Origin of the sequence: Chroococcidiopsis cubana SAG 39.79 (genome assembly GCF_003991895.1) — a bacterium.
GTDB lineage: Bacteria > Cyanobacteriota > Cyanobacteriia > Cyanobacteriales > Chroococcidiopsidaceae > Chroococcidiopsis > Chroococcidiopsis thermalis.
Genome location: NZ_RSCK01000006.1, coordinates 145,028 through 166,728, shown reverse-complemented (window position 1 = coordinate 166,728; position 21,701 = coordinate 145,028). Strand labels below are relative to the sequence as shown.

The window sequence follows — 21,701 nt, the reverse complement described above, 5'->3', positions numbered from 1 at the left end:
GACTTTCTAAAAATGGATGAATTTACTATACCAATCATTTTGAAAAACCTCATAATTGCAACCCAATGGACGTTGATTTTATCTGCGATCGCATTTATTAGTGGTGGAATTATTGGTTTTCTCGTGATGTTGATGCGGATTTCTCCGAACCAGTGGATTCGAGGCATTAGTTGGATTTACATTGAGTTTTTTGAAGGAACGCCGCTATTATTACAATTGTTTCTTGCCTTTTTCGGACTCTCTGTGGTTTTCGGAGTTAATTTGTCACCTTTACAAGCAGCAACTTTAGCTTTAACGGCTTTTACTAGTTCATTTTTAGCAGATATCTGGCGGGGTTCTGTAGCTGCTATTCCTCAAGGACAATGGGAAGCAGCATCAGCATTAGGTTTTGGCTATTTCAAAAAACTTAGATTGATTGTATTACCACAAGCACTCAAATTATCGATCGCACCAACCGTAGGATTTGCCGTACAAGTTATCAAAGGAACTTCTTTGGCTTCTGTAATTGGCTTTACTGAATTATCTCGCGCTGCGGCGCAAATTAATAATGTGACTCTGCGATCGCTATTAGTATTCTCACTTGCAGGTTTGATTTATTTCTGCTTGTGTTATCCCCTTTCTATTTTAAGTCAAAATTTAGAACGAAAATTAACATACAAAGCTTGAAAAAATCAGTCTAACGGCTAGTTCCGACTCCCGATTTCCTATTTACCTCAAATGAACGCGATTCCTAAAAAGTGGCTGCAATTCATCACGCTGTTTTTGGCAAGTTTATTAATGATGGCGAGTATTGCTGCTTGTAACTCGTCAGAATCATCTTATGTCAAATCGATGTCAGTGACATCTGGTACTGCGTCAGCTACTAGCCTACCTGGTGTAAATTCTGGAACAACGCTAAAACAAATTCAATCTACTGGCAAGGTACGAGTTGCTGTTCCAGATGATTTTCCCCCGTTTGGTGCTGTGGGACCAGATATGCAAGTGCGCGGCTATGACATTGATGTAGCACGGGAGATAGCTAAAGGTTTAGGGGTCGAGTTGGAATTAGTCCCCGTGGTTGGTAATTACCGAATTCCGTTTTTGCAAACAAATCGGGTAGATATGGTAATTTCGAGTTTGGGTAAGAACAAAGAACGAGCCAAAATTATTGATTTTTCCATACCATATGCTCCTTTTTTCTCAGGAATTTATGGCAGACAAAATGTTAAAGTTGCTTCTATGGAAGACTTGAAAGGTCGTACCGTAGGTGTTGCTCAAGGCTCTTTAGAAGATTTAGAACTGTCTAAACTACCTACTGGAACAGTTAAAATGAAACGTTTTGCTAGTAACAGCTTAACGGCATCAGCATTAGTATCGGGACAGGTAGAACTGATTGCAACTGGCAACGTGGTAGCGGCTAAATTAATGCGAGATAACCCCGATAAACAAATCGATCGCAAGCTTGTGCTGAAGAATTCTCCTTGTTACATTGGCGTACGACGTGGTGATACCGATCTTTTACAAAGAGTTAATGCGATTATTACAGATTTGAAAACCTCGGGAAAGTTGAATAGTTTTTCTCAGAAATGGTTGGGAGAACCTCTGGCAGAATTGCCTACTGTATAAAAAGTCAAAAGTCAAAAGTCAAAAGTTAAAAGTCAAATGTATAGTGGGCATTGTCCACCATGCAAATAGATATAAATAGTTAATGGGAAAAGTATCAGTTTATGGCATACCCTCACTCCGAAATAAGTTCAAGTAATATCGCTAGTACTGACTTGAAGCCAATTGTTATTGCTAGAAACGTGGAAAAGTGGTATGGCAATAATTTTCACGTTCTTAAAGGCGTTAGTCTGACAGTTAATCGAGGTGAAGTCGTGGTTTTAATGGGACCATCTGGTTCGGGTAAATCAACTTTTATTCGGACTTTAAATGGTTTGGAGCCTTATCAAAAAGGTAGCATTGAAATTGATGGAACGAAGATTTCTCATAATCTCAAAAATATCGAAATCGTACGTCGAGAAGTAGGAATGGTGTTTCAACAATTTAATTTATTCCCTCATTTAACTGTACTAAAAAACGTGACTCTCGCTCCAATTCATTTGCGCGGAATGACAAAAAGCAAGGCTGAAGAAATGGCGATGCAACTATTAGAAAGAGTCGGAATCGACCATCAAGCAAATAAATATCCAGGTCAACTATCTGGCGGACAACAACAGCGAGTGGCGATCGCGCGTGCTTTAGCAATGAAACCAAAAGTCATGTTATTTGACGAACCAACATCAGCTCTCGATCCAGAAATGGTACAAGAAGTATTGCAGGTAATGCGATCGCTGGCTAATTCTGGGATGACGATGGTTTGCGTGACTCATGAAGTTGGTTTTGCTCGCGAAGTTGCCGATCGCGTTATCTTTCTAGCTGATGGTTATTTAATAGAAGATACCACACCATCGGAATTTTTCAATAACCCAAAAGAAGAGAGAACTAAAAAGTTTCTGTCGCAGATTTTGCACTGAATTCCTGTTAAAATTCGAACGATACATCAGCGCGATCGCAAATTATATTTGCATTGATAAATATGGTAGGTAAACTTACTACACATGTCTTAGACACAGCTCAAGGTTGTCCCGCTCGACAAATGACAATTGAATTGTGGTTGGTTAGCTCAAATGGAGAAAAAACGCTATTAAAAACTATTCATACTAATAATGACGGTCGTACGGACTCACCATTATTAGTAGATGAAGAACTCAAATCAGGTATTTATGAACTAGTTTTTTCTGTCGGCGATTACTTTACCAAACATATAGAGAACCTACCTCAGCCAGCTTTTCTCGATCGCGTACCGTTACAATTCGGAGTTGCCGATCCTAATTCTCACTATCACGTTCCCTTACTCGTTTCTCCCTGGTCTTATAGTACTTATCGCGGTAGTTAAGCTTAATTTGGATCGCGCAAAGACGCGAAGGCGTAAAAGTGTTCTTTGCGTCTTTGCGTCTTTGCGTGACAATTCTTTTCTAGGTAACTTGATGATGATTTCTCTAACAGAACTGAACCAAATGAGCCAAGATGAGTTTGTAAAAACCTTGGGAGCAGTGTTTGAAGATACGCCCGCGATCGCTTATCATGCCTGGTACGAGCGACCGTTTAAAAACGTAGCGCAATTACATCAAACAATGGTAGATGTTGTCAGAACTGCCAGTCAAGACGCACAAATAGAACTCATTCAGGCACATCCTGACTTAGGTAGTAAAGCCAAAATGGCAATGGCATCGGTACAAGAACAAGCTGGTGCAGGTTTAGACCGTCTTACACCTGAAGAATACGATCGCTTTTTATCTCTAAACCAAGCCTATAAAAATAAGTTTGATTTTCCGTTTATTATTGCCGTTAAAAATCACACAAAAGATAGCATTCTTGCAGCTTTTGAACAACGGTTGCAAGATTCTATTGAAACAGAACGAAACCAAGCTTTAGCAGAAATTTTTCAAATTGCTAAATTTCGTTTAGATGCGATCGTATCACAGTAGGGGTGCATAACTATGCGCCCCTACCAATGTTTGATTTTTTAAAACTTAAACTGAGCGCGTAAATTACCTACATAAATATTAGGATTGTCACTGAAATTATTCGGATTGGCAATCAAATAAAACGCGGGAACTAGAGCAATGTTATCCGTAATTGGGTAATAGTAAGTTGCCTCAAACTCATATTGTACGCCGCCATCACCACCACCAGAAACTAAAAAGTTCCGACCGTCTAAAACAGCAAATGGTCTGAGATAGGAAAATGTTAACAATGCTCCTTCTTTGCCTAAATCGGGAAAAGCTAATCCTGCTTGAATTGCCTGTACGTCAACTTCTCCATCCAGTCGTCCATCTGTAGTAGGTTTAACATTCGTACTCGCATAGGTATATCGTCCAAATAAACCAATGCCTTGAGTTACTAACCAATCAAAATTGAAGTTCCAAGTATCAGCTGTAGCATCTTCAATTGAACCGCCAAACCCATCATCGACAAAACCATAAATCGGTTCGCCAATTGCGCCACCTACCCGTCCGTTCACTGCTTGAATGTTAGAACGGTTGTAGAGAAATCTCAAGTTCAAATTCTTGCCAGGAGCAAAGGCTAATTCTGCTGTAATTGTGTTAGTTGGTTTAAATAAACCTTGACTAGGATTACTAGAAGTATTGAACGCAGAACCAGAAAGAAATTCTGTATTCTCGCCTAAATAACCAGCAGTTAATTTGACTTGGTCGTTAATTTCCCAGGCTACGACTGCTCCTGAACCTCTATCGACGGAATTAAGAAGAGTACTACCAATCGAGTTGTAGCTACTTGCTCCGGTTAAATATAGAGTGAAGCGGTTATTGTCAAAATGACGAAACCAGTTAACGCGAGGACCAACTGTAAATTGTAGACTTTCCCCAACCGGAAAACTATAGAATAATTCGCGCACGATGACATTATTATCCGCTCCCGTCACACCTTTTTGATCCGTGTAAGGTACGCCAAAGGTATTAAATAAACCAGCAGAAGCAAATGTATTTGCAGGAGAATTCCCATTCCCGGCTACGAGTTGGGTGACGAGGCTATCCTTACCTGTGAATGAAGTGTTGAAATTGAGGAAAAGGTAATCGCTGAAGGTAACATTAGGGTCATCGCTAATCGTCCGGCGTACAGGTCTACCATCAGCTCCCCGCGCCGGAACAAAAACACTGGTTCCCTCTGCTGTTATATCTCCATCGGCAAAAGCTCCAGTCACGTTGAGGAAGATATTAGCAGTGAGTTTTGTCGTCGTGGAAAATTGATTTGCTTCTAATTCTGCTGTTTGTGTTTCCAAAGCATCGACACGACGACGCATAGTCGCAATTTCAGCTGCAAATTCTGCTTGCAGAGCTTGCAAGGTGTCTAAGTCCTGTTTGTCTACTACATCGGCGCTGGCTGTAGCAATGAGTTCGTTGACTCTGTCTAAACAGGCATTCAACCCAGCCGCAAATTCATATCTCGTTAATGCACGATTACCGCGATAAGTTCCATCAGGATAGCCAGCAATGCAACCGTATCTTTCTACTAAAGATTGTAATGCTTGAAATGCCCAATCTGTAGGTTGTACGTCCGAAAGCTGAGATACAGATGTGACTTGTGCCATAATATCTGGATCGGTCTGAGATGATTCTAAATTATTCTCATTTGCCTCTACTGGTAGTACGCCGATTGAAAGACTTGCTGCTAATAAACTTAACCACAAAGTTATTTTAGCTGTCGCTTTTACTTGACAGAAAAAACCTGAATCCATGACTCCTCACACGCATAGCAAACTGGCAATAACAGATAGCAATCTGTCTTGCTCTAAACAATTTAAAAATTGAAAAAACAGATTTATAGTGGCGATCGCACTCTAGAATTAAACTCGATCCAATGTCGAGTACACATCCTTACTTTTAGCTTTCAAGACCCGATCGGCTTGCAAGCATACTGTATACGCTAGTGTAACTTGAGTGAAAAAATTGTAATTCCAACTACAAAAAAGTCTAGATCGCAGTACGAACTTTCGATCTAGACGCGATTGTTATTCTAGAAATCCCTAGCTCGAAAAATCTCCTTTGGCAGACGTTGAGAGATTTTAATTCATCAACAGCCAAAGTTTTTGCAGCGAACTGGTGGAATTTTCTTGTTGCTCGAATTCCTTGTTAGCCCAGCACCGTTCAATATACTCTACTTGTTGTTCGCGATCGACTAATTCATCGACAAGTAAGGAAATTAGGACTCGCCAAGCAAAGTCCAATCCTAACTTAAATGTAGAAGCTTTACCATCTGGATTGGGAATTCGGCTGGGAATGAGTTCTAATTGTTGGTAGTTTTCCCACTGAGAGTTGCTTGTTTGGCTGAGAGTTTTCACAATCGTCCTCCTCAATTAAAGTCATTGCAGGAGGCACTTCTAAACCTGTCACCACGACGCTTGACAATTACGCGAGTTAGAATTGCGCGGTTTGTGAGCGTATGTCCGAATCTTTTTCCATGCCTTAAGATACATTTTTATTATATAACAAGATGAACTCTTGTTACATATCTGTATTTAGAAACATTTTTGCTCTGTCGGCTCTCTCTTTGAGCAGAGATAAAAGCTGTATTCAGCTAGCTCAAAACCTTTCTAGAAAAGAATTTCGATCGAAAATGCTAGTTTGAAATATGGCACGATTTTCTACTCTTCCAACTAGCTAATGCTCAACTCAGATGATGAGGAAATTTTTTATTCCAGCGTGGCGATCGAATACATTGTGCCACAGGGGAAAGAAGCTGTTTTTCTCAAATGGCACGATCGCTTAGTGAGTGCTGCCGCACATTACGAGGGGTTTACTCGCACAGATCTCTGTCCGCCTCTGGAATGTTGCGATGGAGTCGTCAAATGGTATTCCATCATGCACTTCGACACACCGACTCGGTTAAATCGGTGGCTGCAATCACGCGATCGCGATCGCGTGATGGAGTCAGGACGAGAGATTTTCCAAATTTACAAATTCAAGTCATTGACGACTGGCTTAGAGGGATGGTTTTCTCTCCAGTCTGGTATAGAGAAAACGAGTTTGGGTCTCCCAGCATGGAAGCAAGTCTTATCGGTAGTTCTGGGATTGTATCCCACAGTCATGACGCAATCGAGAGTATTTGCTGCTTTTGGTATCATGCAGTCTTGGTCGCCTGCTAGTTCGATGTTGGTGAATAACCTGATAACATCCTCAATTTTGACGTGGTTGGTGATGCCATTGGTAACGCGGTTCATGAGATTTTGGCTACAACCTGCTTTTCGTTTAAGTTCGGTTAAAACCGATTTAATTGGAACCGCGATCGCGTTGATTGCACTGGGAATGATGGCAATATTATTCGAGCAGTTGTCCAAATCATAAAACGCATTCATCGCACTTCGATCGCACCACTTAATATTTCAGATCCGCAGCAGGCTTGTGTTGTTAGAAGTTTTAGTATACTGTATACCATATCTATCGAGTTTATGTTTAGACTGCAATGCTCGATGCCTGCAATTTCCTGACTACGTGACAATCCTAGAAGTAATTTAACAATTCTAGACAGCGACCAAACGAACATTTTTGTAAATTGATGTTTTGTAGCCAAAAATACAGAATATTAAATCTGGAGACAATTTGTATTTCAATCGCTAAATAATTTTAAGTTGGCGAGTCAAGAGAGGAGAGATAAACGATCGTGAATTGTATTAAATAATGCAAAAACTCGCGAGAGAGTTGAGATTTAATGACAAATTAGTAGTAAAAATCGACTAAACTCCAGCAGGCGATCGTTGGGAAAAAAAGAGGCGATCGCGCGTGCATGACAATAACGAAAATAGTTTTATAAACCTCGCAAATAAGCGCTGAATTTGAGGAATCCTGATGGCAAAAGTGAGTGTTCAATCGACTCCGCAAACTGAGGAGCGCAACGCTGTAGCACCTGTCAATAGACTAATCTACGGACTGAACGACAAGCCTCCATTTATCGAAGCAGTGCTAGCAGCCATGCAGCACGTTCTAGCGATCTTTGTCGGTATTATTACTCCTCCGTTGCTGATTGCCAACGCTTTAAAGCTGAACCCAACTGACACTAGCTACGTCGTCAGTATGTCACTGTTTATTTCAGGAGTCTCGACATTCATTCAAGCTAGAAAAATTGGACCAATTGGTTCGGGATTGCTCAGCATTCAGGGAACTAGCTTCTCTTTTCTAGTGCCCATTATCTCCGCAGGGACAGCAGTAGTCGCAGCCGGAGGAACCCCAGAAAGCGCGTTGAGCTTAATCTTTGGCTTATGCTTCTTTGGCGCGTTTATTGAAATAATCTTGAGCCGCTTCTTACACCTAGTTAGAAAAATTATCTCTCCCCTAGTCACGGGTACGATTGTTTGCGTCATCGGTCTGACCCTGATCAAAACGGGGATTATCAGTATGGGTGGAGGGGTAGCAGCGCAAAGAAACGGTACTTTCGGCAGCTTGCAAAACATAGGCGTTGCCACATTGGTACTGCTGACCATCATCGTGCTGAACGTGAGTAAAAAGCCAATGCTGAGGATGGCTTCAGTTGTCATTGGACTGCTAGTCGGCTACGCTGTGGCAAGCGTGTTAGGCATGGTTAACTTCAGCGGTTTGGGAAATTTGCCGTTAATCGCCGTGCCAATTCCATTTCGTTACGGACTGAGCTTTGACTTTGCTGCTTTCGTGCCGTTCATTCTACTCTATATCATCACCACAGTAGAATCGATTGGCGACCTCACAGCCACATCAGCGGTATCTGGAGAGCCAATTAAAGGCGCGACTTACATGCGGCGAATCAAAGGGGGAATTTTAGGAGATGGTGTAAATTCTCTGATTGCGGCATTATTCAATACATTTCCCAACACGACATTCAGTCAGAATAATGGCGTGATTCAAATTACAGGTGTGGGTAGTCGCTATATCGGCTACTACATCGCAGCCATACTTGCCTTTTTGGGTCTATTTCCAATTGTTGGTGGGATCTTTCAAACCTTACCGCAAGCTGTGTTGGGTGGTTCCACAATTATCATGTTCGGCTCAATTGTTGTCGCCGGGATTAACATTCTCTCATCAGTAGAACTCGATCGCCGTGCGATGGTAATTGTCGGTACATCCTTGGCAATGGGGTTAGGGGTGACTTACACGCCGGAAATTGTTGATGCATTACCACTAGCAATTAAAAACGTTCTCTCTTCTGGAATTTCTGCCGGTGGACTGACGGCTATCTTATTAAATTGGTTGTTACCTTACGATCGAAAAGAAGAAGTTACCGAGCAGGACGATAGTAATGCTGACGAACTTGCAGAGTTAGAAGCATGAGCAAAATTCAAAAGTCAAAATTTTGAATTGTTTTGGTCGCTGAGTTGGGACAAGTTAGGTAGAGGCAAGTTACATAGGGGCAAGTTACGCAGGGGCAAAGTTACAATGTATAACCTCAAGGTTGTCATCATCGGTGCGGGAATTGGCGGTTTAACCGCAGGTATCGCTCTGCGTCAGGCAGGGTACGAAGTCGAGATTTATGACAGAGTCAAAGAACTGCGTCCGGCGGGTGCGGGAATTTCATTGTGGTCGAACGGTGTAAAAGTCCTCAACCGCCTGGGGTTAGGGGAAAAGATGGCGGCGATCGGCGGCTTGATGGATCGAATGCAGTATCTTACCCTTAAGGGGGATGTATTAAGCGATATCGATCTGCATCCCTTAGTTGAGGAAGTCGGTCAGCGTCCTTATCCAGTCGCTCGTACTGACTTGCAACAAATGCTCTTGGAGGCTTATCCCGGCGAAGTCAAGCTAGAACATAAATGTATTGCAGTCGAACAAGACGAGAATAGCGTTACGGCAATTTTTGAGAACGGACATCGTACCACAGGCGATCTACTTATAGCAGCAGACGGAGTGCGATCGCTTCTGCGCACGTATGTATTAGGACAAGAAGTGCAACCCAATTACGGTCATTACGTCAACTGGAATGGTTTAGTTCCCGCCAGCGAAGATTTAGCCGCAAAAAATTCTTGGGTAATTTTTGTCGGCGAACACAAACGGGCTTCAATGATGCCAGTAGCAGGCGATCGCTTCTACTTCTTTTTTGATGTTCCTTTGCCTAAAGGTACTGTTTCTAGCCCCGAAAATTACCGCGCCGAATTGACAGAACACTTTCAAGGCTGGGCGCAACCCGTTCAAAATTTAATTCAGCGTCTCGATCCCTACAAAACAAATCGTTTAGAAATTCACGACGTGGGACCGATTGACCGGATGGTACGCGGTAGAGTTGCTTTACTCGGAGATGCCGCGCACGCTACTTGTCCAGATTTGGGACAGGGAGGTTGTCAAGCAATGGAAGATGGGTTGGTGTTAACTCAATACCTGCTCACAACAAATATTAGTATGGAATATGCCTTAAAACGCTACGAAGCAGACCGGAAAGAACGGACTAGCGCTGTAGTTGAAAAAGCCCGCAAACGCGCCGAAATGATTCACGGTAAAGAGCCAGAAATTACCCAAAAATGGTATCAGCAACTTGCACAAGAAGAACCAGCAGATGTTAGAGGTGCGATCGCTAAAGTGATTTTAGCTGGACCATTGCGTTGAGGGAATTCGGAATTAAAAACTCTTGACAAGATTTTTCCCTTAGAGCAAACTCAAGTAGCCTTTGAATATCTCGAAGAGGAGAGGTATTTTGGCAAAGTGGCGATCGCTTTCTAGTATTCCTGGCTGAGCTATGTTGAGAACGCTTTTCCGTACAATTGCACTCGCCGCCGTGCTGCTTTCTAATACCAGGGCGATCGCATCTCCTTTAACTATTGCCAGTTTAACTCCAGCGCGCGAAGAAACTCGCATTGGCTTACCGAATGGGTTTCAATACCCAAATGGCATTGCCCGCGCTAGTGACGGAACACTGTACGTGGGTTCAGTGACAAGCGGCAAAATTCTCCAAGTTCAACCAAATGGTAGAATTGAAACTTTCTTCCCAGGAAATAATGAAATATTTGCCGCTAATAGTCTGCGGCTCGACGATCAACGCGGTATTTTGTGGGGAGCTTCATCAGACTTTTTAGGCGTGCGCGGTGCTGATGGCAAAGTCACTCGCCGTCCCCATCGGATCTTTGCACTCGATATTCGGACTGGTAAAGTGCTGCGGGTGGTTTTGATGCCAGATGGCGGCTTTGGTAATGACATGGCGATCGATCCCAAAGGTGGAGTTTACCTCACTGATAGTAATCGTCCTCGCATTTACTATCTTGCACCTGGAGCCAAGCAACTTCAGGTTTGGGCTGAAGACGATCGCTTGCGCTCTCAACCAGTTGGTTTAGCTGGAATTGCACGAGCAGCTAACGGTATCGTAGTTGTGGGGCTGTTCTCCGGTGGCAGATTATTCAAAGTGACTCCATCACCACAGGGAACGCAAGTAGACGCGATTTCGCTGCAACGCTCGATTGAAAATCCAGATGGTATGGTATTTGCTCCAGATGGTTCGCTACTCGTATTAGAAGGAGCGATCGCCAGTGGTAACGGTCGTCTGCTCTGCATTCGTGACATTCTTACACCTGCATCGCAACCAAAAGCGATCGAAGTCTTAGCGGACAAAATGGAATCGCCCGTTAATTTGACTGTAGCAGATCGACAAATATGGGTGACAGAATCGCGCATTCGCCATCGTCTCATTCCAGGAAAAGAAACTGCCATTCCCGATCGCTTTTTTATCCGCCGTTTTACGTTACCGTCTTCTAAGACCACCAAGACTTCTTGGTTAAGATTCGATCCCCCCTAACCCCCCTTCAAAAGGGGGGAATAAAGCCCCCTTTTGAAGGGGGTTGGGGGATCGAGGACTATGCATCCCAACCGAGAAGAATTGCTTCTAATGAGGAGTAAAACATGGCAACATATCTAGTCACGGGGGCAAATCGCGGGATTGGTTACGAATATTGCCGTCAACTCAAAGCACGAGGGGAGAACGTCATCGCGGTCTGTCGTGCGGTTTCGGATGAGTTAAAAGAACTAGGCGTACACATTGAATCTAAGATTGATATTACCTCAGATGCATCCGTCACCGAACTACGCGATCGCCTGCAACAAATGCCGATTGACGTGTTAATTAACAATGCGGCGATCGTCGAGCGCGTCACGCTGGAAAATCTTGACTTTGATAGTATCCGAAAACAATTTGAAGTCAATGCGATCGGTGCTTTACGAGTGACGCATACATTCCTACCCCATCTCAAAGCAGGTTCCAAAGTCGTGATGATGACTAGTCGCATGGGATCGATCGCCGATAATACTTCTGGCGGTTCCTACGGCTACCGGATGTCCAAGGTTGCATTATCGATGGCGGGTAAGTCTCTAGCGCACGATCTCAAACCGTTGGGAATTGCCGTTGCTATTCTCCATCCAGGGTTAGTCCAAACCCGCATGACTAACTTTAGTGCATCTGGCATTACTTCTGAAGAATCGGTGCAAGGATTGTTAGCCCGAATTGATGAATTGTCATTAGATAATACGGGGACTTTTTGGCACAGCAATGGTGAAGTTTTGCCTTGGTAAACTCGCTCATGATGCCACCAATGACAAATGACCAATGACTAATCACAACGATAATGCCGATCCAACTCTAAAAACGTATGCAATAAAACATTCGTTCCTTCAGCACACTGTTCTGGCGAAGTAAATTCCGTTTCAGCATGACTGACACCCGCTTTACTCGGCACAAAAATCATCCCCATATCGGTGAAAGTGGCGAGTTCTTGAGCGTCATGGCTGGCGCGACTGGGTAGATGGGTGTAACTCAGCCTTAAATCTTCGCACGCTTGCGCGATCGCCTGTTGGATCTGCGGTTTTGCTAAGGCTGGCTCGTTCCGCAAACGAGGTTGTAAATCGATATAAGTCTGAGTTTCAACGGCGATCGTTTCAATCTCTGCTTGCAGTTGTGCCATTAAATTATCGAGATGCTGGCTGGATAAATCCCGAATATCTAAGCTCATCTTCACTAACCCTGGAATGACATTCGCAGCATTAGGTAAAACTTCCATCCAGCCTACTGTGGCTACCTGTTGTCCGCCTGGGGTATGCGCAATTTTATTCACTGCCAGTACAACTCTTGAGGCAGCTACCAAGGCATCTTGTCGCATCTGCATTGGTGTAGAACCCGCGTGGCTGGAGCTACCTTTAACGGTAATAATGTAACGTCTTTGCCCGACAATTCCTTCCACAACACCGATCTGCTTGCCAAGGCATTCTAAAACGGGTCCTTGCTCGACGTGCAACTCGACAAAAGCTGCGATGTCTGCGGCGGTGCGACGTGCTTCTGTAAGTCGCCTCCAATCGCCGCCAACCCGCGTCAAACAAGTTTGAATGTCTATGCCATCAACACGGGGATATGTCGCCGGATCGAGAATGACTCTACCGGACATTGCTTTACTGCCAATCATCGTCCCCTCTTCATCGGTAAAGACAATGACTTCTAGAGAGCGATTCAGTTGAATTTGCTGTTCTTGCAAGACTCTTACCACTTCCAAGCCTGCCAAGACTCCAAACGCACCATCATAGCGTCCGCCATTCGGTACGGTATCGATGTGGGAACCCGTTGCTAAGGCTGCTGCGTCGGGATATTTGCCGGGGTATTTACCGATGATATTGCCAGCCGGATCGATGTTGACGCTCATCCCTGCGGCTTGCATCCATTGTTGCACCCGATCGCGAGCTTGCATATCCGTAGCGCTGTAAGCAATCCGCCGCACTCCTCCACCAGGCAAAGCGCCAATTTGCGCTAACTGTTCGATGCTCTGGATGAGGCGATCGCGGTTTATCGACAGTTGGGATAAAGTATCTACCATTTGGCAATATCTCAGACTAGAGTATTTATTCCCAGACATTTATGTATACAGTATACTCTACTTTTAAACTGAGATTGTTAATTCAGGTACAAAATTGAGGAAATTCCAATATCGCTCTCCGTTTTTTCTCCTAATCCTTTCAAAATTTAAATGAGATTGCTATAGTATTGATTGTTGACCAAACAATCGAACAAAATTTAGATTAAAAATCCTTTCCAACGTTAATTGAATTTCGTGAGGGTTGTGCTTAATTGCATTCTCGATCGGGTTACTAAACACTCGCCAAAGCTGGTTGGTATCGGCGTTCACAATAGGCAGATCGTCCGTGATGCAATCGATCGGTTGAATGCGTTTTTTGGTTAAATTGTGGTTTAAATTAATGAGGACTGAATCTACTAACGGCTTTAGTTGAGTCGGTTCGCAATGGAAAATAACACCTTGTGTTTCAGCAGTGTGAGCTTCGAGAAGAGAATTAATTAAGGCGAGCTGGCGATCGCTTCAAGCGTTCGTATAGGTACACTGACAGAATACTAATCGAGCAAGCACAGGCGAGTTGGATAATAAGTTCTCTTGAGTAAAGATTGCGGATTTTTGCATACTCAAGGGTAGCCAGACCAGTTATGGGATAAAAAATCGCATAATAGGCGATCGCTACCGCTTGATAGATAACATGTAACCGCCAATGCACTGGAACCAGCACTGCAAAAATGAGAAATAACAGGGATGGTGGTGTTTCAGGAAGACTGACGAAAGTGAAAATAATATGTGTAAGACGGCTCAAGGAACAGGCAAAAAGCAGAAATAGCGCTTCGGGATACCGTCGTCCCCAGATCGTTTTTTGCCCGATCGCACAAGCCAATAAAATGACAACAGCGCTGAGGTAGTAAACAATGGATGCAACTCTCCATCGCTCCGAGATCGATGCATCTCCATAGGTACTGAAGGCAACTGCTCTCAATCTCTCAAACTCAAACAAAACAGAGTAAAGACCTTCAGCCGATACGAGCGACTGCCAAAACAACGCTAACCATAGTCCAAGGCGCAATCGCTTTTGTAAAAATTGATGCCGCCAAGTCAAGTAGTCCGCTGAGTCTGGGCGTGATTTAAGGCGGGTCAACCAGTATTGAGCGTGTCGGCTGAGCCAGTGCCAAATTAATTGAATAAATTGCAACCATTGACCTGACTTGAGCGATCGCCCCATAAATAAATTTTAGAGATATTCAACTCCATGATGCTATATCACAATCTTCAGATTTGGAATTGACCGATCGGTTAGATCGGGCATCGATGCAAAGGCTGTCGTCCAAAGACCCTGACCGATTGGATGAATTTAAGATTAACCGATTGGTTTTACCAATTTGACTGGACGACCGATTTGCAAGCAGTTACTCCATTCGTAGGATAAACACCAACACAAATAGCCCTAGAACGAATAGTCCAAAATACGAAACAGGATGTGACTGCAATGGAAACAAATACAAATCAAGCGCCTTTATTCCCAAAGCCGACTGGCGATTATGCCGTAGGAACAACTTCTCTTTACTTTAAAGATTCGGAGCGAGAAGAACCTTTCACAGAAGACCCCAACGACTTACTAATGACTATCTCACTGCTTTTTTCGATCGCTATCTAAAAAATCGAGAAAGTCCTCTGTTTGCTGATAGTTCCTTTCCGCTTCCAGAAGCCTATCCAGAAGTTATCGCCCAATCTTATCAGGGAGAAAATCTCCTGTCTGACAAAGATGGTGATGATGAGATCTATGGCGGGCAAGAGAATGACTCCCTCTATGGCGGTGGAGGTAACGATCTCTTAAAAGGAGGCGATGGCAGCGATGCCTTACACGGAGGTGGAGGGGATAATTCCCTCTACGGTGAGAGCGGGAACGATTATTTATTTGGACAGGACGGTAGCGATTGTTTACACGGAGGTGAAGCGAACGATCTTCTGCATGGGGATGGGGGCAACGATGTATTAGAAGGGGACAACGGCGACGATACCCTAGTTGGTGCTGATGGCAACGATACGATGAGCGGCGGCAAAGGCAACGATACTCTCAGTGGTGGTGCGGGTAACGATCGCTTAAAAGACACTCAAGGCAACAACATTCTCTACGGCGACGCTGGCGACGATGAGTTGCGTGCAGGTCATGGAGATGACAAACTTGATGGCGATTCGGGTAACGATATCTTGATTTCTGGAGCAGGTGACGATCGCTTGAATGGGGGTACGGGCGACGATTTACTCCAAGGTGGTTCCGGGGTCGATCGCTTCTATTTGAGTAGCGATCGCGATATCATCCAAGACTTTCAGGATGGTCGAGATTTATTGGGGCTACTGACAACGATCGATGGTCCTCCTCTCAGTTTCAGCGACCTTGATATTGTTCAAGTTGGGCAGAATCTTGAAATTCGCTGGAAGCTTGAAGGGTTGAACGATGTAGGAAGTCAGACGCACGTAATTATTCTCGAAGGGATTCAAGCTAGTCAAATTACAGTTGATGATTTTGTGCAAATAACACCCTAACCCTCTCGTAGATCTCAAGCAAAGCGCACAAGCGGAGTAACTTCAGCTTACTCCACTTGTTCTAGCCTAGCGCGATCGCACTCGCTACGAGATTCCCTCGATCCCTGCTCCCTGCTCTGTGCAAATAAACTTTTATCAAGAAATCCGAAATTCTTGTAACTTTAGTTGTTTTGTCATTTAATTTTCCATAGTTGGAGTATAACGTCATAAGAAAAATCAAAGATTGCCAAAGAAAAGCTAATTCCGCTAAAGGTGACATGGATAAGATGAGATGGGAGTAAATTTAACATGCAGCTAATGTGGGGAATTTTTACCTATACAGCGCTAATCAAAAGTTAGTAGGGAAGCCAATTGAGTAAAGAATAAAGACTTTTTACCTTTTACCGCGAGATCGGCTAAATCAAGATTAGTATTAGTATTCGCAAGGACAATTATGAGCAACCCTAGTCGAACACAAATTATGTTATGCATTTTTCAGCTAGGGCTGTAAATTTATATATCTGTATATTGGTATGGCACAAGAGTTTCAATTAAACAGCATCATTCCCACTCAAGAAATTCCGTCTCTATTGAGTCGCTATCAATTGCTACCGCAGTTGATGCGGGGAATTGCGATCGATCGCGCGATCGCTCCTTATTTTTGTACCGAAGCCGAACGCCAACAAGCAATCGAGCAGTTTGAGAGACAGTATCACATAAACGATACAGAGTCAAGAGCAGCTTGGTTAAAAAGAGCTGGCATGAGTGAAGCACAGATGGCAGAAGTCGCCGTGCGATCGCTCCTGATTGAGAAGTTCAAACAAGATACTTGGGGTGCAAAGGTCGAGTCTTATTTTATGAGTCGCAAAGCAGCCTTCGACCAAGTTATTTTTTCCTTACTGCGGACAACAGACGGTTTGCTGGCACAAGAAATTTACTTTCGCATCCTCGAAGGGGAGCAAACCTTTGCTGAAATGGCACAACAATACTCCAAAGGCTCGGAGGCAAACACAGCCGGAGTCATCGGACCCGTGCCATTAAGCCAACTCAATCCAACTCTTGCCAAAATTCTTTCCATCGGTCAACCAGGGCAGCTTTGGCGACCGACTCGGATCGAAAACTGGTTTACGATCGTCCGACTGGAAAAGTTGCTACCAGCTCAATTAGACGCAAATATGCGGCAGCGTTTGCTCAACGAAATGTTTGAAACCTGGCTGAACGAACAAATTCAGCAGCTCCAACCATTGCAATTTTCTTGGTCTTAGCGTTTGCCCGTAGCTAAATCAGACCCCGGACAGTATCAAGCCGATCGATCTGCAAATTCTGATTTTGGAATATTTTGACTTTTAACTTTTGAATTTTGAATTCGTCATGACAGCTACTATTTCTAGCTCTCAATTTCAAGCATTTCTCGCTCAGACAAATTTATTTCATCCGCTGCCAGCAACGACTTTACAGGAATTAGCAACGAAATGTCACTTGTGGCGCTATCGGATCGGGCAACCGCTACTCGTGCGGGAAAAAATGCCGACGCAGGTGTTAGTTATCTACCAAGGTACTGCTAGATTAATAGGCTACGATCGCCGCCAGCAAAGCCCCGTAAGTTTGGGTTTAGTCGAACCGAAAACCGTCTTAGGTTGGGCGGGTTTGATTCGCAACATTCCCTGTGAAACCGCGATCGCCTCTACGGAAGTCATTTGTATTGCGATTCCCGCCGCCGACTTTTTAGCAAGTCTTTCAGCCGAACCGACTTTTGCCCAACACATCAAAGCGCAATTTTCTCCTGCGGAATTGTGCGAACTCTTGAGTTTAGAACTCCAACGTCGCGCCGACAGTGCCACGAAACTGAAAGACTTGGTATTTCAACTAAGTCCGTCCGTCGAGGTACTGAATTTAGCCCCAGGGCAAGCAGATGGGACGCGATTGCGTGGCGATCGCACTTGGCTGATTAGTAGTGGAGCGGAGGCGATTGTCGGCAACCGTTTCGAGCTGAACGGTTCAGCCCCCACAATTACAGAGCCAGGGGTGCGGCTGCTGGGCGTGAAATTACCCCAGGAAATCGAACGAACTATGCCCGTCGTACTTGCTCCTACCGATCTAGAAGTTCCCTACGCCCCAGAACAACCCCCAGTAGCCCCAGCAACCAACACCAAATCCGTTAAATATCCCTTCGTGCGCGGACAGGGAGAAATTAGCGCGGCGATGGCTTGCTTCCAAATGTTGTGTCAATATTTGGGCGTATCGTGGCGACGGGACACGGTGCGGCGGGTATTGGAAAATCAGCAGAAATCTCTCGGAACAATTTCTTTGCAAAGCTGCGGCGCGATCGCCGAGATGTTGGGCATGAGCGCCCAATTAATTCAAGTCCCCAGCAAAGCGATCGCGCGGATCAAAACTCCTGCTTTAATCCGCTATCACGATAGCTTGGCAATTCTCTACGCCTGCGACGACAAAGAACTGACGCTTGCCGTTCCCGAAATCGGGATTCACCGTCAAACCCCTGCCGATTTTGCCCGTGCTTGGGGCGAGGGAGGGCAAGTATTGCTGTTACAAGCGCGTCCGGGGGAAAAGACGGAAAGATTTAGCTTGCGCTGGTTTTTGCCGGCGATCGCCCACCATCGTGGCGTATTGATCGAAGTTTTGATCGCGTCATTTTTCGTGCAGCCATTTGGTTTAGCCAATCCCCTCGTTACCCAAGTCATTATCGACCAAGTTTTGGTCAACGGTGCTTTGGATACATTAGACGTCCTGGGAATTTTGTTGCTTGGGGTAGCGCTATTTGAAGCCTTGCTCACGGGAGTCAGGACTTATTTATTTGTCGATACCACGAACCGCATCGACATTGCTTTAGGTTCGGAAGTGATCGATCGCCTGTTACGTCTACCTTTAAGTTATTTCGATCGCCGCCGCGTCGGAGAATTAGCGTCACGTATCAACGAGTTAGAAAATATCCGCCAATTCCTCACGGGTACGGCACTGACAGTTGTATTAGATGCCGTGTTCTCGGTGATCTACATCGCTGTGATGCTCTTTTACAGTTGGATACTGACACTTGTAGCCCTGGCAACAGTTCCAGTCTTTGCCCTGTTGACAATTTTCGTCGCGCCCATCGTCCGCAAACAACTGCGGGTGAAAGCAGAACGCTACGCCGATACTCAGTCTTATTTAGTAGAAGTTGTTTCGGGAATTCAAACAGTCAAAGCGCAAAACATCGAACTTAAATCGCGCTGGCACTGGTACGAACGCTACGCCCGTTACATCAGCGCTGGGTTTAATACCGTGGTGACTTCCACTACGGCAAGTTCGGTGAGCGGATTTTTCAATAAGTTTTCTGGGCTATTACTGTTGTGGGTTGGGGCATATTTGGTGATTTCCCAACAATTAACCCTGGGACAATTGATCGCCTTTCGGATCATTTCTAGCTACACCACCAGTCCCTTATTGCGGTTGATTCAACTGTGGCAAAACTTCCAAGAAACTGCTTTATCGATCGAGCGTTTGGGTGATATTCTCGACGCACACCCAGAAGTAGACGAGGCAAACCGGGCGCAACTGCCAATGCCTGAAATTGAAGGGGCAGTCAAATTTGATGGCGTGTCTTTTCGCTTTGGCAACAGCGGTGTGTTTCAACTGACTAATGTAAATCTAGAATTTCCTGCGGGTACGTTTGTCGGGATTGTCGGGCAGAGTGGTTCGGGTAAGAGTACCCTAACGAAGTTGTTACCGCGTCTGTACGAACCGACGACAGGGACGATTCAAATTGACAATTACGATATCAGCAAAGTTGAGTTGTATTCCCTGCGACGACAAATCGGCATGGTGTTACAGGACACGTTGTTATTCAACGGCACGGTGCAAGAAAATATTGCCCTAACGAATCCAGAAGCGAGTTCAGAGCAAATTATTGCCGCTGCGAAAATTGCCGTCGCCCACGACTTTATTATGTCTTTACCCAACGGTTACAACACCAACGTTGGGGAACGGGGTTCGGCACTGTCGGGGGGACAGAGACAAAGGATTGCGATCGCCCGTACGGTACTGCAAAATCCCAAATTGCTGATTTTGGACGAAGCCACCAGCGCCCTCGATTACGATTCGGAACGGCAGGTTTGTCAGAATTTAGCAGAAGCATTTCACTCGCGCACCGTATTTTTCATTACCCACCGTCTCGCCACGGTAAAAAATGCCGATGCGATCTTGGTGATGGATAAAGGCGTGGTGGTAGAACAAGGCACTCACCAACAATTAATGGCTTTGAGAGGACGTTATTTCTGTCTCTACCAACAACAGGAATCGCAACTGTAAATATTCCCCTCGTGTAGGGGCGCACAGCTGTGCGCCCCTACATACGAATACCGCCATCGACAATAGGAATCGCAACTATGAATACCGAACCGTTAGCCAAATCTGAGGAACAATTTTTAAATTCATCAGTAGTACTTAACCGTCCTGCTTTGTGGTCGCATTTGTTTATTTGGCTGATTGTTGGCGCGACAACTTCGGCGATCGCCTGGGCAACATTTGCTAAACTCGATCAAACTGTAGTCGCAACGGGTAAATTAGAGCCGTTAGGGGCAGTTAAAGAAATTCAAGCTCCCACTGGGGGAGTGGTGCGAGAAATTCACGTTCAAGACGGTCAGAGCGTGAAAAAAGATCAGCTTTTAGTCACTTTAGACCCGACTTCACCTCAAGCTGACTTAGATTCTCTCACAAAAGTCCGCTCTAGTTTAGTACAAGAAAATCAGTTTTACGACCAGGCAATTAATAGTAGTAAACCTGTAATTTCTGGAAGTGCCGATCTGGTTTCTCTACTGAAGTTACGCGCCGATTTGATGTCGGAAAATCGCTATTTTCAAAATGTTTTAAAGGGTGGTAATATTGCTTCTGGAGAAACGACGGATTTTGCAAATAATCAAAGTCAATTATTGATAGCTAGTCAAAATGAAATTCAATCGAGAGTTCAGGCAGCGCGGAAGCAAGTTCAAGAATTAGAAAAACAGCGATCGCAGACTGCCAAAGAGCTAGCAACGGCAAAGCAAATTCTTAAGGTCAACAACCAAATTTTAAAGCGAATTACTCCCTTGGCAACTGGAGAAGGGGCAATTTCTCAAATTCAATACGAACGCCAGCAACAGGAAGTTATTACCAAACAAGGAGAGGTCGATCGCCTAACAGCCGAACAACAAAAGCTAGCAATTTCTATCGATCGAGCTAAGGAAGAATTACAAAATACAATTGCCACCTCAGCGAAAGAAGTTCACAGTAAAATTGCCGAAAATCATAAAAAAATAGCGGAGATTGATAGTCAATTAAGCCAAAAGCGATTGGAAAATAAGACAAAATTAGCAGAAATTGACGCGCAAATTAGTAAAGCCGTACAATCTGTCAAATATCAGCAGCTTAAATCTCCAGTGAATGGAACTGTATTTGACTTGCAGCCTCGTGCGGCGGGTTTTGTGATTGGCGATACAAAACCAATTTTAAAAATCGTTCCCAACGATAATTTAGTTGCTTCGGTATATCTGACAAATCGAGATATCGGCTTCGTGCGCGAGGGAATGAAAGTGGAAGTGCGAGTCGATTCCTTTCCCTCAACAGAATTCGGTACACTCAAAGGAAAAATTACTTGGGTTGGTTCCGATGCTTTAGCACCAACTCAAGAGCGGCAATACTACGCTTTTCCTGCCAGAATTCAATTAGAATCGCAAAATTTATCGGTGAATGGCAGACCAATTTCCTTACAATCTGGGATGGGAGTCAATGCTGGGATTATTATTCGCAAGCGATCGGTTATGAGTATTTTGACCGATTTATTTGACAAGCAAGTCAGAAGTGTAGAGTCGATCCGGTAGTTGGG

The 21,701-nt window shown here is 44.4% G+C and carries 19 protein-coding genes; 15 read left to right on the top strand and 4 right to left on the bottom strand.

The annotated features are described in order from the left end of the window. The first annotated feature begins 12 nt into the window (after window positions 1-12). The 5 genes from DSM107010_RS06360 (at window position 13) to uraD (ending at window position 3,509) form a co-directional block, all read left to right on the top strand. Window positions 13-666, top strand: coding sequence for an amino acid ABC transporter permease (locus tag DSM107010_RS06360; RefSeq protein ID WP_015153011.1), 654 nt, complete (start codon window positions 13-15; stop codon window positions 664-666). A gap of 51 nt (window positions 667-717) precedes the next feature. After that, complete coding sequence (locus tag DSM107010_RS06355) at window positions 718-1,605, top strand: transporter substrate-binding domain-containing protein (RefSeq protein WP_106167405.1); 888 nt, start codon at window positions 718-720, stop codon at window positions 1,603-1,605. 101 nt (window positions 1,606-1,706) lie between these two features. Then, the gene (locus DSM107010_RS06350; protein WP_106167406.1) at window positions 1,707-2,495 is read left to right on the top strand and encodes an amino acid ABC transporter ATP-binding protein; all 789 of its coding nucleotides are present in this window, start codon (window positions 1,707-1,709) and stop codon (window positions 2,493-2,495) included. Between the two features lie 62 nt (window positions 2,496-2,557). Further along, the gene (gene uraH, locus DSM107010_RS06345) at window positions 2,558-2,917 is read left to right on the top strand and encodes a hydroxyisourate hydrolase (protein WP_106167407.1); all 360 of its coding nucleotides are present in this window, start codon (window positions 2,558-2,560) and stop codon (window positions 2,915-2,917) included. A gap of 91 nt (window positions 2,918-3,008) precedes the next feature. After that, a complete protein-coding gene (gene uraD, locus DSM107010_RS06340) occupies window positions 3,009-3,509 on the top strand; it encodes a 2-oxo-4-hydroxy-4-carboxy-5-ureidoimidazoline decarboxylase (protein ID WP_106167408.1) in 501 nt (166 codons plus the stop codon). A gap of 38 nt (window positions 3,510-3,547) precedes the next feature. Here uraD and DSM107010_RS06335 read toward each other — a convergent pair whose 3' ends face one another. Next, window positions 3,548-5,278: an iron uptake porin gene (locus tag DSM107010_RS06335; protein ID WP_106167409.1), complete on the bottom strand. Its 1,731-nt coding sequence runs from the start codon at window positions 5,276-5,278 to the stop codon at window positions 3,548-3,550. Between the two features lie 327 nt (window positions 5,279-5,605). Beyond that, window positions 5,606-5,881 carry a hypothetical protein gene (locus tag DSM107010_RS06330; protein WP_015153017.1) on the bottom strand — a complete coding sequence of 92 codons (276 nt, stop codon included), beginning with the start codon at window positions 5,879-5,881 and terminating at the stop codon, window positions 5,606-5,608. Window positions 5,882-6,203: 322 nt separating this feature from the next. Here DSM107010_RS06330 and DSM107010_RS06325 point away from each other — a divergent pair, with 322 nt between their 5' ends. The 5 genes from DSM107010_RS06325 (at window position 6,204) to DSM107010_RS06305 (ending at window position 12,053) form a co-directional block, all read left to right on the top strand. Beyond that, a complete protein-coding gene (locus tag DSM107010_RS06325) occupies window positions 6,204-6,884 on the top strand; it encodes a putative antibiotic biosynthesis monooxygenase (RefSeq protein ID WP_106167410.1) in 681 nt (226 codons plus the stop codon). A 501-nt stretch (window positions 6,885-7,385) separates the two neighbouring features. Further along, a complete protein-coding gene (locus DSM107010_RS06320; RefSeq protein WP_106167411.1) occupies window positions 7,386-8,837 on the top strand; it encodes a uracil-xanthine permease family protein in 1,452 nt (483 codons plus the stop codon). A gap of 105 nt (window positions 8,838-8,942) precedes the next feature. Beyond that, on the top strand, window positions 8,943-10,103 hold the full coding sequence (hpxO, locus tag DSM107010_RS06315) for an FAD-dependent urate hydroxylase HpxO (RefSeq protein WP_106167412.1): 1,161 nt from the start codon (window positions 8,943-8,945) through the stop codon (window positions 10,101-10,103). A 130-nt stretch (window positions 10,104-10,233) separates the two neighbouring features. Beyond that, window positions 10,234-11,283 (top strand): Vgb family protein, encoded by a 1,050-nt coding sequence (locus DSM107010_RS06310; RefSeq protein ID WP_127022593.1) that lies wholly within the window; start codon window positions 10,234-10,236, stop codon window positions 11,281-11,283. A gap of 104 nt (window positions 11,284-11,387) precedes the next feature. Then, the gene (locus tag DSM107010_RS06305) at window positions 11,388-12,053 is read left to right on the top strand and encodes an SDR family oxidoreductase (protein ID WP_015153022.1); all 666 of its coding nucleotides are present in this window, start codon (window positions 11,388-11,390) and stop codon (window positions 12,051-12,053) included. A 38-nt stretch (window positions 12,054-12,091) separates the two neighbouring features. Here the strand turns inward: DSM107010_RS06305 and DSM107010_RS06300 are convergent, their stop codons facing one another. Both DSM107010_RS06300 and DSM107010_RS06295 read right to left on the bottom strand, forming a co-directional pair. Continuing rightward, window positions 12,092-13,342: a Zn-dependent hydrolase gene (locus DSM107010_RS06300; protein ID WP_015153023.1), complete on the bottom strand. Its 1,251-nt coding sequence runs from the start codon at window positions 13,340-13,342 to the stop codon at window positions 12,092-12,094. Window positions 13,343-13,814: 472 nt separating this feature from the next. Then, entirely contained in the window at window positions 13,815-14,543 is a 729-nt protein-coding gene (locus tag DSM107010_RS06295; RefSeq protein ID WP_106169400.1) for a hypothetical protein, read from the bottom strand. 264 nt (window positions 14,544-14,807) lie between these two features. Between DSM107010_RS06295 and DSM107010_RS38200 the strand changes: the two genes are divergently transcribed. The 5 genes from DSM107010_RS38200 to DSM107010_RS06270 all read left to right on the top strand — a co-directional run bounded on the left by DSM107010_RS38200 (window position 14,808) and on the right by DSM107010_RS06270 (window position 21,696). Next, window positions 14,808-14,975 carry a hypothetical protein gene (locus DSM107010_RS38200; RefSeq protein WP_158631743.1) on the top strand — a complete coding sequence of 56 codons (168 nt, stop codon included), beginning with the start codon at window positions 14,808-14,810 and terminating at the stop codon, window positions 14,973-14,975. A 17-nt stretch (window positions 14,976-14,992) separates the two neighbouring features. After that, window positions 14,993-15,865, top strand: coding sequence for a calcium-binding protein (locus DSM107010_RS06285; protein WP_422387874.1), 873 nt, complete (start codon window positions 14,993-14,995; stop codon window positions 15,863-15,865). A 512-nt stretch (window positions 15,866-16,377) separates the two neighbouring features. Next, the gene (locus tag DSM107010_RS06280; RefSeq protein WP_106169402.1) at window positions 16,378-17,109 is read left to right on the top strand and encodes a peptidylprolyl isomerase; all 732 of its coding nucleotides are present in this window, start codon (window positions 16,378-16,380) and stop codon (window positions 17,107-17,109) included. Between the two features lie 106 nt (window positions 17,110-17,215). Further along, window positions 17,216-20,149, top strand: coding sequence for a peptidase domain-containing ABC transporter (locus tag DSM107010_RS06275; RefSeq protein ID WP_127022590.1), 2,934 nt, complete (start codon window positions 17,216-17,218; stop codon window positions 20,147-20,149). 77 nt (window positions 20,150-20,226) lie between these two features. Then, window positions 20,227-21,696 carry a beta-barrel domain-containing protein gene (locus DSM107010_RS06270; RefSeq protein ID WP_106166307.1) on the top strand — a complete coding sequence of 490 codons (1,470 nt, stop codon included), beginning with the start codon at window positions 20,227-20,229 and terminating at the stop codon, window positions 21,694-21,696. Window positions 21,697-21,701: the final 5 nt, after the last annotated feature.